We start from the raw sequence: 14,028 nt of genomic DNA on the forward strand, positions 1-14,028 counted from the left end.
GTTAGGTGACGAAGCGGGCACCATGGCGTAACGTCAGTTCATGGATGAGCAGCACGAGGTGACAGAGGCTGCGCCGGCACCCGTACGCGAAGCCTTTCGAGCCCTCGACGCCGGCTCGCGCGAACGCAGGCCGGCCGCCCTGCCGCGGTTCTGCCCGCCCGGCTGATCGCCATGGCTCGCTACCTCGAAGGCCCCGGGGGCCTGCGCGTTCAGCCGGTCGATGTCCGGCCCGGCACCGTGCACTGGATCTTCGTCCAGATGTGCTCCCCCGACGTCCGGCCGGGCGAGGTCTGGTACCTCGTGACCCGGGACGGCGCCGCCGTGGGGCGTGTGCCCGGCTACTACCAACTGCACGAGCTGACCCGGCTGCTGGAGGACCTCGGCCTTGAGCTGGCCGACCTCCACGAACCAGACACGAGGCACGGCTCCGGCACCGCCTGAGCCCGGCCTCCGTCGCCGGGCCGCCAGGGTCAGGCCTGATCTTTGCCGCCGGGCAGGTTGAGGCCACCGGTGATGTCGCGGGCCTGGATCACCGTGCCCGACACGTCGCCGCCGATCGTGTTGACGACCCCGCCGTCAGGCGGGTCCCCGGGCGCCGGGCCGCGCGGCCGGGTCGCACGATGGGCGAGGTAGGCGCCGGCGAGGGTGAGGACGGCGACGCCGGCCCAGAGCGCCCACACCGCGGGGAACTCGGTCGCGAAGTTGATCACTATGGCGAGGGCCGTGGACACGACGGCCACCGCGAGGACCGGCCACCATTTCATGGGGTCTCCCTGGGGTCACGGCTCGGACGGCGTGCCGAGTTCCGGGACGCGGACCTGGCCCCTTCCGCCCATGCCCACATCGTCCCAGAAAGCGCTCTACCCCGCCGGAGCCGCCGCCCGAAATGCGGTCGATTCCCTGCCGCGCACGCTGATATCGTGCGGCTGGCCCGGCAGGGGCCGTACGCCAGCGGGAAGGAGCCGTCATGTTCTCCGATCCGACCGACGACCGCGAAGAGCACGTGGTCAGCGCGGACCTGCCCGCCCGCCCCTGAAAGCCGGTGCGGCTCGGCGCGTGCGCTGACCGAACTCCTGGGGGAGATCATGGCGCTTGAGGCCACACGTAAGAAAGCGATCATCGAGCAGTACGCCACCTTCGAGGGCGACACGGGTTCGCCGGAGGTGCAGATCGCACTGCTCACCCACCGAATCTCCGACATCACCGCCCATCTGCGGACCCACCAACTCGATCACCACAGCCGGCACGGGCTGCAGTTGCTCATCGGCCGTCGGCGTCGGCTGCTCGGCTATCTCCGCAAGACCGACGTCCAGCGTTATCGGCTTCTCATCGCTCGTCTGGGGCTGCGCCGGTGAACCTCCGCGGCCGGGGCCGGCCGTGCGCCCCGGCCGCGCTCACCGGTGAAACGCCCGCTCGGTGCGGCGGAACCCGCAGGCGGATAAGATACGCGAGTGAATCGTAGGAGCGAGCCGATCGAGCCGGAGCGGGCGGCGGACGGCCGTGCCGACGGTGGCGCGTCCCGCCGGCGCGGCGCCGCGCTCGAGGACGCACTCCTCGACGCCGCCTGGGACGTGCTGCTCGAACACGGATATCCCGGCTTCACCTACGAAGCGGTCGCCGCCCGCGCCGGCACCAGCCGCCCGGTGCTCTACCGGCGCTGGCCCCAGCGCGACGACCTGCTGCTGGCCACCCTCACCAGGTTCTGGCGGCCGATCGAGGTGCCCGACACCGGCAGCCTGCGCGACGACGCGATCGGCTTCCTGCGCAACGCCAACGCCGACCGCGCCGGCATGATCACGTTGATGAGCGTGCAACTGGAGGACTACTTCCGCGCCACCGGCACCAGCCTCGGCGAGCTGCGCGACACTCTCGTGCCGCCGGGCCTGCCGACCGCCTTCGAGACGATCGTCGCCCGCGCGGTCGAGCGCGGCGAGCTGCCCGACGTGCCGCGTTCGTCCCGCGTGGTGAACCTGCCACTGGACCTGCTGCGCCACGACATGCTCATGACGATGCGCGCGGTGCCGGAGGAGTCGATGGCCGAGATCGTGGACGAGGCGTGGCTGCCGCTGCTGGGGTCGTCCGGGGCCTCGCCCGCTCCTGACGCGCGCAGACCCCCTGTACGACCCCGGCCTTCCGGCGCCGGGCACTCCGGGGAGGCAACGTGATCAACGGAACAACCGCGTGTGTCGATCGGCCGGAACACCATCGGCGTGGCGGCCGCGATCAGTGGCCGGAAGTGGTTCGAGTCGACGCCGGCCAGTTCCTCACGACCGCAGTTGCGCGAGGGGGTAGCTGACGCCCGTCAGGCGCTCGGACTCTCGCCAGAGGCGGCCCTGCGCGGTGACGTCGTGAGATTCGGCACTGGATTCGACTCGTACGGGACGGCCGGTGAGCTGGGCGCGTGCCGGGGGCGGTCCGTAGTATTCGCCGCCCCGCGCCCGCGGGTCCACCGCGGCACGGACCATGCCCAGCGCGCCGGCCGCCGGGTCGTGCATCATCCATCCGGTCAGCATTCTGGCGCGCGGCCCGGACAGGAAGCGGAGGACCGGGTTGAAGTCCCGGACGAAGTCGGTACGCGCCACGCCCGGATGCGCGGCGAGGGAGACGGTGTGCGCACCGGATGCGGACAACCGGCGCTGCAGCTCGTAGGTGAACATCAGATTCGCCAGCTTGGAGCCGGCATAGGCGGAGTCTCTGGTGTACTTCCGCTGGGACTGCAGATCGTCGAAGTCGAGGTCGCCGCGCCGGTGGGCGAGGCTGCTGACCGTCACGACCCGTGAGCCGGGCACCTGGAGCATCAGGTCCAGCACCAATCCGGTGAACGCGAACACGCCGGCATGGTTGGTGGCGAACGTCGCTTCGAGGCCGTCCTCGGTGACCGCGCGTTCCGTGGCGCCGTACGTGCCCGCGTTGTTGATGAGCAGGTCGATCGGCCGGTTCGCGGCGCGTAGTTCCTCGGCGGCCTCGCGGACCGACGCCAGGGACGCCACATCCAGCCGCAACGTGGTGACGTTCGCGTCCGGCGCGGCGGCCCGGATGCGGTGGGCGGCGTCGGCGGCCTTGGCCGGCGTACGGCAGGCCAGCACCACCGTGGCGCCGCGCCGGGCGAGGATCCGCGCCGCCTCGAAGCCGATCCCGGTGTTGGCGCCGGTGATCACAGCTGTACGTCCCCGCTGGTCGGGGACGTCCTCGGCGGTCCAAGCATGGCGAGACATGGCAATACCTCCTGAAATCGGGACCTGGCTAGCAGCGTACGCCATTCTGTCAGTCATTGTCAGATTGCATATGAGTGCCAGGTGGGCAGCGAGATAACCTGGTGTCATGACACAGACGGCAGGCGACCCTCCCTCCGTGTGGGAACGATCGAGGCGCATGGCCGCCCGCGAGATCGTCGACACGGCGATCCGGCTGTTCACGACCCAGGGGTACGAAGAGACGACGACCGCCCAGATCGCCCGCGAAGCGGGGGTGTCCCAGCGCACCCTGTTCCGCTACTTCGGGACCAAGGAGGATCTTCTCTGCGGAGACCAGGAAGTACTCGGCGTGCTGTTCAGGAAGACCGTCGAAGAGCAGCCGGCGGACGTCTCCACGTGGGACGCGCTGCGCACCGCGTTCGCGGCCCTGCTGGAGGCCAACCGGGCCGCCGGAGCGACGATCACCGTGGCCAGGCTGCTCTTCGAGGTGCCCACCCTTCGCGCGGGCTACGTTCACAAACGCCTCGGCTGGCAGGCCGACCTGCTGCCGATCGTCCGCGAACGCATGAAGATCGCGGGTCGTGAGGGGGCCGCCGCCGACCACGAGGCGCGTACCGTCATCGCCGTCTCCTTCGCCTGCATGGATGTCGCGACCGACACCTGGATCGCCCGCGACGGCACCGGCGACGTCATGGAGCTGTACGACCAGGCGCTCGCCTCGACGCGCACCACCCCCTGACCGGGGGCTGCGCGGGGAGCCGCCTTTCCCCGGTGTGGGTGACGTCTTCCAGCTCTGCCTGAACACGTTCGCTCCCGGGCACCCGCCGAGCCACAGGCCTTTCCCGCCTTGGTCACTCGGTTGAAGACCGACCCGCCCGTCAACGCGCGGTTCATGCTGATGCCCGACGCGGCGCAAGCGGCCCGCCTGGTGGCCCAGGCCGCAGGCGAGGCTCGTCGGTGCGCGGGCCCGGCGAGCGGCACCGTGGGTGAGGGGCTGGAGGGAGAGACGACCGTGTCCGCCTTCGACCGTGGCGGCTGGTCGGGGGTGCAGGTCATCACCAGCGGGCGGAACGGGAGCGACACCGACGACTCCTTCTTCTACAAGCGGTTCGCCGCGCGTCACCCGAAGAAGACCGCCACCTACCGCGGCTCCTATGCTCACGTGGCGGTAGCCGTACGGAACGGCACGACCGCCGTCTGCCTGCGATGGCAGGGACTCCTCCGGCCCCAGCGTGTGCATCGTGACCAACGGCCCTTCGGCGGCGGGCAAGTCCACCGTTGTCCGCCGTGTCCAGATCCCGTTCCTGCGCGTCGGCGTGGACGAGTCCTACCGGACGGTCCCCGGCGGATGCGCCGGAGGCACACCCGGCGCCAGGCACCGGCGCTCCCGGCCCGTCGGCATCTCCCTGGGGCAGCTCCTGGCGGGCCCGCTCTGTGCCGACCCCGATCTGCTGCTCGATACCAGCGGCACCTCGGCCGACACGGTGTGGAGCCGGCTCGTGGCACGGTATCCCGCGCTCACGTCACGCGGGCCCGGGGAAGTGGGCGGGCCTATGTGCCCGCGTACTCCCTGAGCCGGTGGGGCAACGACGAGGCCCGCGACAACGACGGCGCGGTCATCCCCGACTGCGGCTGACCAAGGCCCCGAATGCGGACAAGAAGGTTCTTCCCGCCACTTTCAACGTATAGCGCGGCGGGGGACTTGCCGCAAGACCGGGGTCGTGCCGCAGAATCGTCGGCCGGAAGGCGGCCTTGTCCAACAAGGGGGTTTCATGATCGACGTGATCATCGCCGGGGGCGGACCTACCGGCCTGATGCTGGCCGGTGAGTTGCGGCTGCACGGCGTGCGCGTGCTCGTGCTGGAGAAGGAGCCGGAGCCGACCAGGCACGTCCGCGCGCTCGGCCTGCACGTGCGCAGCATCGAGGTGATGGACCAGCGCGGCCTGCTGGAGCGCTTCCTCGAGCACGGCCGGCAGCACCCGGTCGGCGGCTACTTCGCCGGCATCGGCAAGCCCGCGCCCGTCCGGCTGGACAGCGCGCACGCGTACGTCCTCGGCATCCCGCAGACCGTCACCGAGCGGCTGCTGCGCGAGCACGCCACCGAGGTCGGCGCCGAGATCCGGCGCGGCTGCGAGCTGGTCGGGCTCACCCAGGACGAGGACGGGGTGAGCGCCGAGCTGGCCGACGGCACGTGGCTGCGCTCGCGCTACCTCGTCGGCTGCGACGGCGGCCGCAGCACGGTGCGCAAGCTGCTCGGCATCGGCTTCCCCGGCGAGCCCTCCACGGTCGAGACGCTGCTGGGCGAGATGGAGCTGACCGAGGAGCCGGCGGCGATCGCCGCCGTCGTCGCGGAAGTCCGCAGGACCCAGCTACGGTTCGGCGCCATGCCCCTCGGGGACGGGGTGTACCGCGTCGTCGTGCCCGCCGAAGGGGTGGCCGAGGACCGCTCGGTCTCGCCGGCCTTCGAGGAGTTCGAGCGGCAACTGCGCGCCTACGCGGGCACCGACTTCGGCGCGCACTCTCCGCGCTGGCTGTCCCGCTTCGGCGACGCCACCCGGCAGGCCGAGCGCTACCGGGCCGGCCGGGCGCTGCTGGCCGGCGACGCGGCGCACATCCACCCGCCGACCGGCGGGCAGGGGCTCAACCTCGGCCTCCAGGACGCCTTCAACCTGGGCTGGAAGCTGGCCGCCGAGGTCAACGGCTGGGCGCCGGAGGGGCTGCTGGACAGCTACCAGACCGAACGGCACCCGGTGGCCGCCGACGTGCTGGACAACACCCGCGCCCAGATGGAACTGCTGTCCCTCGAACCGGGACCCCAGTCGGTGCGGCGGCTGCTGGCGCAACTGATGGACTTCGAGGAGGTGCACCGCTACCTGATCGAGAAGATCACCGCGATCGGGGTGCGCTACGACTTCGGCGAGGGGCACGATCTGCTCGGCCGGCGGATGCGCGACGTGGCGCTGAAGCGGGGCCGCCTCTACGAGCTGATGCGCGGCGGACGCGGGCTGCTGCTCGACCCGGCCGGCCGGCTCTCGGTGGCGGGCTGGGCGGACCGGGTCGAGCACGTCGTCGACGGCGGCCAGGACCTGGACGTGCCCGCCGCGCTGCTGCGGCCGGACGGCCACGTGGCGTGGGTCGGTGCAGACCAGCACGACCTGCTCGGCCGGCTCCCCCAGTGGTTCGGCGCCGCCGGCCACTGAGGGACCCCGCCCCGGCGTCAAACGGTGTAGGCCTTGGTGACGGAGATCTCGGTGTCACCGAGGAACAGCCAGTCCGGTGGGGTGATGAAGCCGGGAAGTGCGGACATCTCCCGCGGATTCGGGCTCACGTCGGTGACCCGCAGCCGGATCTCGCCGCCGGGCGCCTGCACGGCCAGCGACACCTCGAGTCCCGCCGGTCCCGGAGCGTGGAAGACGAATCCGGCCGGGTCGGCCGTGATGGAACGGCCCGCGACGGTCAGCGAGCGCACCGTCGCGGTGCCCCCGTCCACCCGCAGGCCGACCATGCTCGCCCCGCGCTCGGAGTGGATCCGGACGCGCAGGGTCCGTACGCCCTGCCGGGTCGTGTCCGCGAGCACCCGCAGTGAGGGCGCGGGCAGCTCGGCGGGCTTGGCCGGGCTGAGGAGCTTGGACCCGCCGCCCCACAGCTCCGCCTCCGGCCGGCCGGTCGCGTCGGCGCCGCCGTAGCGGCGGGCCCACTGGTCGGGCGCCTTCGAGGTCAGCCAGACGGCCTGGCCGGTGTCCGCGTCGAGGCCGTACGCGAGGCTGGTCCGCCGCGGGTGCTCCTTGTCGATCCGCTCGGCCAGCAGGCCCGCCGCCACCAGGCCGATCGAGACGACGAGCGCGGTCAGCGGGATCAGCGCGGGACGCCGGCGAGGCCGGACCGTCTCGATCAACGGCAGCAGCAGGCCGCCGAACAGGATCACCAGCGGCATGGGGGCGTAGCCCACGTACTGCAGGCCCGTCGGCAGGGTGTTCCACGCACTGGGCAGCAGGATCAGGGCGCCCGGCACCAGACCGGCGGCGAGGACGAGGACGCGCCACCGCGGCGGGCAGCGGAGTGCGGCCAGCCCGCCCAGGGCCGCCCCCAGGGCGGGCCAGGCGGCGAGGTGCGACGCCCCCGGCGAGACGACGCCGAGTCCGAGACCGATCAGGGCCGCCCAGGTCAGCATGCCCAGCGCCAGCTCGGCGGCGCCGACACGGCGGCGCAGCAGCGCGTACCACGCGACCAGGATCGTGCCCGCGAGCATCAGCACGGCGAGCCACAGCAGCTCCGGCCGGTACGGCGTCGTGGTGGCGGTTCCGCTGAGTCCGGGCCGGAGCACCTTGAGCAGGTCCCAGAAGGAGACGCCGACGCCCACGCCGAGCCCGATCGGGATCAGGGCCAGCGCGGCGCCGAGGAGCGTGTGGCGCAGCGTGACCGCACCCCGGCGGCGGGCCAGGAAGACCAGCGCCAGTGCCGCCAGCAGGGCGACGCCGCCCAGCAGGGTGGCCGCCCAGGCCGGATAGCGGACCAGCAGGCCGGGCGGGAGGTTGAAGTAGACCAGGTCGTCCCCGGTGGTCATGCGCGCCAGGTCGGTGCCGCCGAACGCGCGCGCGAGCGCCAGCGTGTTGTCGCCCATCTGCTGCAGGGTCGCGAGATCGACGTGCGCGGGGTCGTCGAGAACGCTGTGGTAGAGGGTGCCCGCGTTGGCGTAGGCGGAGTCGAGCACGGACATCCCGCCGGGTGCGAAGGCGGTGAAGTCGGTGTCGTTGGGGAGCAGCTTCATGAGCTCGGCGTACACGGAGTCGGCCACGGGCATGGTCGCGGCCGAGCCGAACATGGAGATCAGGCCGGCGTTCGGCTCCGTGCTCCGGAACATCAGCACCGGCCCCTTGGACCCGCGCGCCTCGTTGTTGAGCACCACGCTCGGCCCCTGTGCGAGCGGGTGCTCGTTGACGAACGCCTCCGCGCCGAGGAGCCCGGTCTCCTCGGCGTCGGTGATGAGGAACACGACGTCGTTGCGCAATCGTGTGCCGTCCGCGACCAGCGCCCTGGCCGTCTCGATGGCGGCCGCCGTACCGGCTCCGTCGTCGTTGGCGCCCGGCCCCTCGGGGACCGAGTCGTAGTGGGCGGTGACGAAGACGCGGCCGGTGGGGGCCGTCCCGGGGATCACGGTGACGATGTTGAAGACGCGCCCGGCGGTGACGGGCTCGCCCGGCTCGCCACGCGGTGCGACGCCCACCGCCTCGTGCACCTCGGGCCGCAGGCCGAGCCGTCGCAACTCGCCGACGAGATATTCGCGGACCCGGGTGTGCTCGGCCGAGCCGACGGGGTGGGGCGCGACCGCGAAGCGCTCGATCTGGGCGAAGGCCCGCTGCGCGCTGAACTCCCGGTCGGGGGCGCCGGCCGGGCTCACCGCGGTGGGGGTGGTGTCCATGATCGCGCCGATGGCGATCAGCAGGAGCACGCACAGGGCCACGAGTCCGCCGGTGAGTGAGCTCCGTCCCGATGTGTGCTCGTCCGCTGCCGTTGGTGTCATTCGTTCGCTCCCGGGTTTCGCGTCCCAGATGTCCTCTTGTGGTGGCATCGGGATCATCGCGACGGAGTATTGCAGAAGAAATGCTGCAGCGAAAATTCTGCAATGCTGCGACGGGGCTGTAAGATCGCAGCGTGGCGAACAGACGGGCGATCCGGCAGCTCAGTGATCCAGGTGCGCACAAGGCGCTCGGCCATCCGCTGCGGCAGCGGATCCTGCGGCATCTCGGCGTCCACGGCCCGGCCACGTCCACCACGCTCGGCCGGGCACTCGGTGAGAACACCGGGACGCTCAGCTATCACCTGCGCCAGCTCGAGCACAACGGGTTCATCGAGGAGATCCCCGAGCGGTCGACCGGAAGGGAGCGCTGGTGGCGGCAGATCAGCGCCGACCTGAGGTGGCCCTCGGCGGATGAGGTGGACGAGGAGTCGCAGAAGCTGCTCGACGAGATCACCGAGTTCAAGGTCGACCAGGAGCTCGAACTCGCCCGGCGCTTCTTCAGCGACCATCGGCGCTACGGCGAGTGGGCCAGGGCGTCCCGCGGGCTCACCCACCTGACCCGGGAAGAGCTCGACGAGTTCTTCGAGGCGTACATGGAACTGCTGTCCCGATTCAGCCGCACGCCGGAGGACGCGTCGCCCGGCGCACGGCCGCTGTTCCTGAGGTTCTTCACGATGCCCGCCTCCGAGGACCCCACGGCCTGACACCCGGGGTCGCCGAGTGCGACGACTCTGCCGATCATTCACGCCCGCGCGGAACTTTCTGCGGCAGGACGACAGCGGCGAGTAAGCATTTGTCGTGACGTGGGTCGATCATCGCGCTAACGTCGGATCCTTGATCCGTGCTAGAGGCGCCTCGGTGCCGAAGTCGGTCCTTCCACCCCCCAACAGCAGACCCACCGGAGGTAGAGCCGTGAGCTCTGGCAAGAAGATCTGGTCGAAAGCACTGCTCGCCACCGTCGTCCTCGTGGCCACCGCGGCCTGCGGCGGCGGCGAGAGCGGCGACGGCAGGATCAAGCTGCGCTTCTCCTACTGGGGCGGCGACGCACGCCAGAAGATGACCGAAGCGGCGATCGCGAAGTTCGAGGCGAAGAACCCGGCCATCGACGTCGAGGGCGAGGTCTCCGACTTCCCCAGCTACTACGAGCGGCTGTCCACGCAGGTCGCGGCCAGGGACGCGCCCGACGTCATGACCATGGAGATCCGCGCCCTGCGCGAATACGCCGAACGCGGCACGCTGGCCGACCTGGCCTCCAAGGTCAGCACCGCCGACATCGACGGCGAGGTGCTGGCCACCGGCGTCGTCGACGGCAAGCAGTACGCCATCCCCACCGGGGTCAACGCCTTCTCCATGGTGATCAACCCGGCCCTGGTCGCGCAGGCCAAGGTCGCGCTTCCCGACGACGGCTCATGGACCTGGGAGGACTTCATCGAGCTGTGCTCCAAGGTCACCGCCGGGAGCGGCGGCAAGATCACGGGTACGCAGCTGATCTGGCACCCCGCGTACCTGCAGATCTACGCCGCGCAGAAGGGCGAGCAGCTCTACGACGGCAACAAGCTCGGCATCTCCCAGCAGACCATCAAGGACTGGTGGGGCATCACGCAGAAGCTGATCAGGGCCAAGGGCTCCCCCGACGCCGCCAAGAGCACCGAGATCTACGAGGCCGGCATCGAGCAGACGCTGATCGGCACCAACACCGGCGCGACGACCATGATGTGGAGCAACGTCCTCGGCGCGGCCACCAAGGCGTCGGGCCAGAACCTGGAGCTGCTGCGGATGCCGAAACTCAGGGGCGCCGCGACCGGCGGCATGTTCCTGCAGCCGGCCATGTTCTACACCGCCTCCGCCCGGTCGGAGCACGCGGCCGAGGCCGCCGCCTTCATCGACTTCATGATCAACGACAGCGAGGCCGGCCAGGTCATCCTCAGCGACCGCGGCCTGCCGGCCAATGACAAGGTGCTGGAGGCGGTCAGTGCCAAGCTGCCGGCCGCGGACCAGAAGACGATGGCGTTCGTGGACAAGATCCGTGGCGAGCTGACCGAGCCGCCCGCCGCGCCGCCGAAGGGCTCCAGCGCCATGGAGAGCATCCTCAAGCGGTACTCCGAAGAGGTCATCTTCGACCGGATGACCCCTGACGAGGCCGCGCAGAAGTTCATCACCGAGACCAACGCCCTGCTCGCGGGCTGAGGCGCGTGGGCCACCCGGCCACCGTCAGGCGGGCGGGTGGTCATGCCCGGGTGCTCCGAGTCGCGGCCGGAGCACCGCGTGGTCACGAAGCAAGCACTGGTCGGTTCACCAGCCTCGGCGGCCCTTCACGGCGGACACCGGCGGGCATCCGGGCCGCCGCCGGCATGAGCCGCCGCTCGTCGTCGAAGGCCAGGTGCATCCAGACGTCGGCCGCCCTCGCCTCGCACGGCCACACCTCGCCGGTCTGCGGATGCCAGTGCGCGGCGTCGTTCGTGAGGTCGTCCACCGGCGTCACCGGGGGTCGCCGCGGTCGCCGGCCCGGGCTTCGCGATTCACCGTTGATCCGCGCGAAACGGGTGCCCGGGGCGGCTGGCGCGTGGAAAGATCATCTTCCAGAATGGGGCGGCTCGGTCGAGGCGCCCGGCGGGCTGTGGGCGAGGGGGGCCGGAATGCGGGTCGGTGGAGCCGGTCGGGTGCGGGGCGCGCTTGTCGCGGGCGTGGTCGTCGTCTCGGGGCTCGGGGGTGGGGCCGGCGCGGCGAGCGCCGCCTCCGCGGTGCCGGAGCCGGTCGCGGCGGATCCGGCCTGCGCGGGTGGCGTGCTGGACGCCGTCGCCGAGGCGGGCGCGAAGGGCGACGGGCAGGCCGACGACACCGCGAGCGTGCGGAGCGCGATCGCCGCGGCGTACGCCTCCGGCCGCTGCGTCTACCTGCCGGGCGGGGTGTACCGGATCACCGGCGGCCTCGACTGGAGCAGGCCCGCCTCGATCTTCGGCGACCCCGCCTCGCCCGCGATCCTGCGCGGCACGACGAACCCGGCCCTGGCCGACACCGTGTACGCCAACCGCTGGGAGCGTACGCCGGTGCTGGACAACCTGGTGTTCGACGGGGTGCGCGTGGACGTCAACGGCCCGTACAAGAGCGGGCCGATCATCCGGCGGAGCGTGTTCGTCAACCGGCTGGGCGACGGGGAGACGCCCGCCGCCGGCGACCAGCAGCAGACGGTCCCGGCGCAGATCGCCGTCGCGCTCACCAACGTGCGCGGCGCGCGGGTGCAGGACTCGGTGTTCCTGTCCGACCGTCGCGTGGACGGCGGCGCCCCGCTGTTCACCTACCGCACGCACGATCTCACCATCAGCGGCAACGTGCTGGGTGCGGACCTGTCGTCGCCGTCCTGGCTGAGCGGATGGGCCGGTGGCCGGTCCTGGAGCCAGGAGCCCGCCGCGCGGCTCGACGAGGTACGCCGCCGTACCGGCCTGCCCGCCGCTCTCGGGCACGTCCAGCGCGGCATCAGCCTGAAGGGAGACGTCAACGCCACCGTCTCCGGCAACGTCGTCAACCGCGACCCGCGCAGCCGCGCCAAGAGCGATCACGCCGTGTACGCCTGGGGCTTCAGCGGCCTGCGGATCACCGGCAACTGGATGCGCGGCTGGCCGCAGGACGCCACGGGCGGGCTCAAGGTGCGCAACGGCACCGGCGCGACCATCGCCGCCAACCTCCTGCACGACACGGCGGTGCTGCTCTACACCTACGACGTGACCAACGCCCCCAAGGTCTTCCAGGACGTCGTCGTCTGCGGCAACGTCTACGACATCCGCGCCGTCACCCCCGCCGCGGACCACAGCGGGGTCATGTACTGGCGCAACTTCCCCGGCACGGGCGCCGAGCTGGCGATCGCCGTCTTCGGCAACCGCTTCCTCGACCCGCTGGCGGGCGCGGCGGGCCGCCCCGACGTGTCCCAGGTGGCCGGTGACGCCGCGGCCTTCACGGCCTCCGGCAACACCTACGCCGACGGCCGCGCCGTCCCCGTCGTCGGCATGCGCGAGGCCGCGCCCACCGCCGCCCAGCGGGCCCGCTGCGACGGCGTGACCGTTCCCACGCTCACCGTCCCCGGTTACCAGGGCTGAGCGCGGCCCACCGGCCACGGCCTCGATCGGGCCCGTTCACTCGGCCGGGGGCCGGACACCCGTGACCAGGCCGGATTCGTCGGTCACGTAGCGCCCCTTCGACAGGTCGATCAGGACCAGGTCGTTGCCGAACGGGTCCGCCACGACCGCCAGGCGGCCGACGGGGACGTCCACGGGCTCGGCGACCATGCCGCCGCCCGCCCGCACCACCTGGGCGGCGGCCGTGTCCGCCGAGGTGACCAGCCAGGTGGGCGCGAGGCCGAGCCGGGTGGTGAGCACGATCTCGGTGTCGGAGTCGGGCAGCGCGAGGCCCGCCTGCCCCAGCTCGTCGTCGCGCCACAGCGGTTCGTGTCCGAGCCGGTCCCGGTAGAAGGCGAGACCGCTGTCGAGGTCGGGGACCGGGATCATGATCGCGTCGATCTTCCGGATGACGGGCGAGGTCCGATGGCGCACCATGTCCTGACGCTACCCGGGCCCCGGGCGGTCAGGGCGGCGTTTGCGGGGGGCGGCGGAGCGGGGCGGCTGGGTGCGCATGTGGTCGCGGACGCGGGTCATGATGTCGCCGAGGTGGTGCAGGTCGTCGTCGGTCAGGGGGTCGAACAGCAGGCGGCGGGAGACCTGGACGTGGCCGGGCAGGACGTGGCCGAGCAGGGCCCGGCCGTTCTCGGTGATGGCGACCAGGGTGGCGCGCTCGTCGTCGGGGCTGGGGCCGCGGGTGATGAGGCCGGCCTTCTCCAGCAGTCCGGCCTGGTACGTCAGGCCGCTGCGGCTGTAGACGACGCCGTCGGCCAGTTGCGTCATGGTCAGCTGACCGTCCGCGTGGGCGAGGCGGGCCAGGAGCTGGAACTGCACGTAGCTGATGTCGCCCTCGGTCCGTAGCTGCTGTTCGACCTGGTGCTGGAGCAGGCTGACGGCCTCCATGAGCACGAAGTAGGCCCCCAGTTGCCGGGGATCGAGCGCCTCACCGTCGCCGGGCGCGGGCCGGGTGTCCGTCATCCTCCTACCGTATAGGTTCGAATTCAAAGCACCGTGGCGCTTTGCTTTGAAGTCGAAGCAAGCCATGGTGCCGATATGCTTTAGTTTCAAAGCATTTCCTTGGGACGATCATGCCCTGTGGGGCGAGCATGATCTGGACAGCCGGTTTCCGCAGCGCCGTGATCAGCCCGTACGAGCGGATCCAGCTCACCGAACCGCGCGGCTTCGCCGACCAGACGGTGCGTCAGGT

At 71.5% G+C, this 14,028-nt stretch carries 16 protein-coding genes; 10 read left to right on the plus strand and 6 right to left on the minus strand.

Features of this window, described 5'->3' with window-relative positions; genetic code table 11:
* Nucleotides 1–40: 40 nt before the first annotated feature.
* Complete coding sequence (locus AB0I15_RS33800) at nt 41–166, plus strand: hypothetical protein (RefSeq protein ID WP_358104362.1); 126 nt, start codon at nt 41–43, stop codon at nt 164–166.
* Nucleotides 167–171: 5 nt separating this feature from the next.
* The gene (locus tag AB0I15_RS33805) at nt 172–441 is read left to right on the plus strand and encodes a hypothetical protein (RefSeq protein WP_358104365.1); all 270 of its coding nucleotides are present in this window, start codon (nt 172–174) and stop codon (nt 439–441) included.
* A gap of 29 nt (nt 442–470) precedes the next feature.
* On the opposite strand, the gene AB0I15_RS33810 is transcribed toward AB0I15_RS33805, so the two are convergent.
* Entirely contained in the window at nt 471–764 is a 294-nt protein-coding gene (locus tag AB0I15_RS33810) for a hypothetical protein (RefSeq protein ID WP_358104368.1), read from the minus strand.
* A 321-nt stretch (nt 765–1,085) separates the two neighbouring features.
* Between AB0I15_RS33810 and rpsO the strand changes: the two genes are divergently transcribed.
* Together rpsO and AB0I15_RS33820 are read left to right on the plus strand one after the other, a co-directional pair.
* Nucleotides 1,086–1,355, plus strand: coding sequence for a 30S ribosomal protein S15 (rpsO, locus tag AB0I15_RS33815; RefSeq protein ID WP_358104486.1), 270 nt, complete (start codon nt 1,086–1,088; stop codon nt 1,353–1,355).
* 96 nt (nt 1,356–1,451) lie between these two features.
* Nucleotides 1,452–2,165, plus strand: coding sequence for a TetR/AcrR family transcriptional regulator (locus tag AB0I15_RS33820; protein WP_358104372.1), 714 nt, complete (start codon nt 1,452–1,454; stop codon nt 2,163–2,165).
* Nucleotides 2,166–2,264: 99 nt separating this feature from the next.
* Here AB0I15_RS33820 and AB0I15_RS33825 read toward each other — a convergent pair whose 3' ends face one another.
* The gene (locus AB0I15_RS33825) at nt 2,265–3,215 is read right to left on the minus strand and encodes an oxidoreductase (protein ID WP_358104375.1); all 951 of its coding nucleotides are present in this window, start codon (nt 3,213–3,215) and stop codon (nt 2,265–2,267) included.
* 106 nt (nt 3,216–3,321) lie between these two features.
* Between AB0I15_RS33825 and AB0I15_RS33830 the strand changes: the two genes are divergently transcribed.
* The 3 genes from AB0I15_RS33830 to rox all read left to right on the plus strand — a co-directional run bounded on the left by AB0I15_RS33830 (nt 3,322) and on the right by rox (nt 6,394).
* Nucleotides 3,322–3,933, plus strand: a complete 612-nt coding sequence (locus tag AB0I15_RS33830) for a TetR family transcriptional regulator (RefSeq protein ID WP_358104378.1) — start codon at nt 3,322–3,324, stop codon at nt 3,931–3,933.
* A gap of 502 nt (nt 3,934–4,435) precedes the next feature.
* Entirely contained in the window at nt 4,436–4,768 is a 333-nt protein-coding gene (locus tag AB0I15_RS33835; protein ID WP_358104381.1) for a hypothetical protein, read from the plus strand.
* A gap of 198 nt (nt 4,769–4,966) precedes the next feature.
* Nucleotides 4,967–6,394, plus strand: coding sequence for a rifampin monooxygenase (gene rox / locus AB0I15_RS33840; protein ID WP_358104383.1), 1,428 nt, complete (start codon nt 4,967–4,969; stop codon nt 6,392–6,394).
* A 17-nt stretch (nt 6,395–6,411) separates the two neighbouring features.
* Here the strand turns inward: rox and AB0I15_RS33845 are convergent, their stop codons facing one another.
* Nucleotides 6,412–8,715, minus strand: a complete 2,304-nt coding sequence (locus tag AB0I15_RS33845) for a M20/M25/M40 family metallo-hydrolase (RefSeq protein ID WP_358104386.1) — start codon at nt 8,713–8,715, stop codon at nt 6,412–6,414.
* A 131-nt stretch (nt 8,716–8,846) separates the two neighbouring features.
* On the opposite strand from AB0I15_RS33845, the gene AB0I15_RS33850 reads away from it, so the two are divergent.
* Both AB0I15_RS33850 and AB0I15_RS33855 read left to right on the plus strand, forming a co-directional pair.
* Nucleotides 8,847–9,416: a helix-turn-helix domain-containing protein gene (locus AB0I15_RS33850; protein ID WP_358104389.1), complete on the plus strand. Its 570-nt coding sequence runs from the start codon at nt 8,847–8,849 to the stop codon at nt 9,414–9,416.
* Nucleotides 9,417–9,624: 208 nt separating this feature from the next.
* Nucleotides 9,625–10,899, plus strand: coding sequence for an ABC transporter substrate-binding protein (locus tag AB0I15_RS33855; protein ID WP_358104393.1), 1,275 nt, complete (start codon nt 9,625–9,627; stop codon nt 10,897–10,899).
* An 82-nt stretch (nt 10,900–10,981) separates the two neighbouring features.
* On the opposite strand, the gene AB0I15_RS33860 is transcribed toward AB0I15_RS33855, so the two are convergent.
* Nucleotides 10,982–11,185 carry a hypothetical protein gene (locus tag AB0I15_RS33860; RefSeq protein WP_358104397.1) on the minus strand — a complete coding sequence of 68 codons (204 nt, stop codon included), beginning with the start codon at nt 11,183–11,185 and terminating at the stop codon, nt 10,982–10,984.
* Nucleotides 11,186–11,372: 187 nt separating this feature from the next.
* On the opposite strand from AB0I15_RS33860, the gene AB0I15_RS33865 reads away from it, so the two are divergent.
* Entirely contained in the window at nt 11,373–12,803 is a 1,431-nt protein-coding gene (locus AB0I15_RS33865; protein ID WP_358104400.1) for a glycosyl hydrolase family 28-related protein, read from the plus strand.
* A gap of 36 nt (nt 12,804–12,839) precedes the next feature.
* On the opposite strand, the gene AB0I15_RS33870 is transcribed toward AB0I15_RS33865, so the two are convergent.
* Nucleotides 12,840–13,259 (minus strand): VOC family protein, encoded by a 420-nt coding sequence (locus AB0I15_RS33870; protein WP_358104403.1) that lies wholly within the window; start codon nt 13,257–13,259, stop codon nt 12,840–12,842.
* A gap of 9 nt (nt 13,260–13,268) precedes the next feature.
* Complete coding sequence (locus AB0I15_RS33875; protein ID WP_358104406.1) at nt 13,269–13,799, minus strand: MarR family transcriptional regulator; 531 nt, start codon at nt 13,797–13,799, stop codon at nt 13,269–13,271.
* Nucleotides 13,800–14,028: the final 229 nt, after the last annotated feature.

It is taken from the genome of Nonomuraea sp. NPDC050643, from assembly GCF_040654715.1.
In the GTDB taxonomy this organism is placed as follows: Bacteria; Actinomycetota; Actinomycetes; order Streptosporangiales; family Streptosporangiaceae; genus Nonomuraea.

What these genes read in the sequence shown, in the direction of transcription:
- AB0I15_RS33800 (WP_358104362.1), top strand. Translation starts at nt 41, where the DNA reads ATGGATGAGCAGCACGAGGTGACAGAGGCTGCGCCGGCACCCGTACGC.
- AB0I15_RS33805 (WP_358104365.1), top strand. Translation starts at nt 172, where the DNA reads ATGGCTCGCTACCTCGAAGGCCCCGGGGGCCTGCGCGTTCAGCCGGTC.
- AB0I15_RS33810 (WP_358104368.1), bottom strand. Translation starts at nt 764, where the DNA reads ATGAAATGGTGGCCGGTCCTCGCGGTGGCCGTCGTGTCCACGGCCCTC.
- rpsO (WP_358104486.1), top strand. Translation starts at nt 1,086, where the DNA reads ATGGCGCTTGAGGCCACACGTAAGAAAGCGATCATCGAGCAGTACGCC.
- AB0I15_RS33825 (WP_358104375.1), bottom strand. Translation starts at nt 3,215, where the DNA reads ATGTCTCGCCATGCTTGGACCGCCGAGGACGTCCCCGACCAGCGGGGA.
- AB0I15_RS33830 (WP_358104378.1), top strand. Translation starts at nt 3,322, where the DNA reads ATGACACAGACGGCAGGCGACCCTCCCTCCGTGTGGGAACGATCGAGG.
- rox (WP_358104383.1), top strand. Translation starts at nt 4,967, where the DNA reads ATGATCGACGTGATCATCGCCGGGGGCGGACCTACCGGCCTGATGCTG.
- AB0I15_RS33845 (WP_358104386.1), bottom strand. Translation starts at nt 8,715, where the DNA reads ATGACACCAACGGCAGCGGACGAGCACACATCGGGACGGAGCTCACTC.
- AB0I15_RS33870 (WP_358104403.1), bottom strand. Translation starts at nt 13,259, where the DNA reads ATGGTGCGCCATCGGACCTCGCCCGTCATCCGGAAGATCGACGCGATC.
- AB0I15_RS33875 (WP_358104406.1), bottom strand. Translation starts at nt 13,799, where the DNA reads ATGACGGACACCCGGCCCGCGCCCGGCGACGGTGAGGCGCTCGATCCC.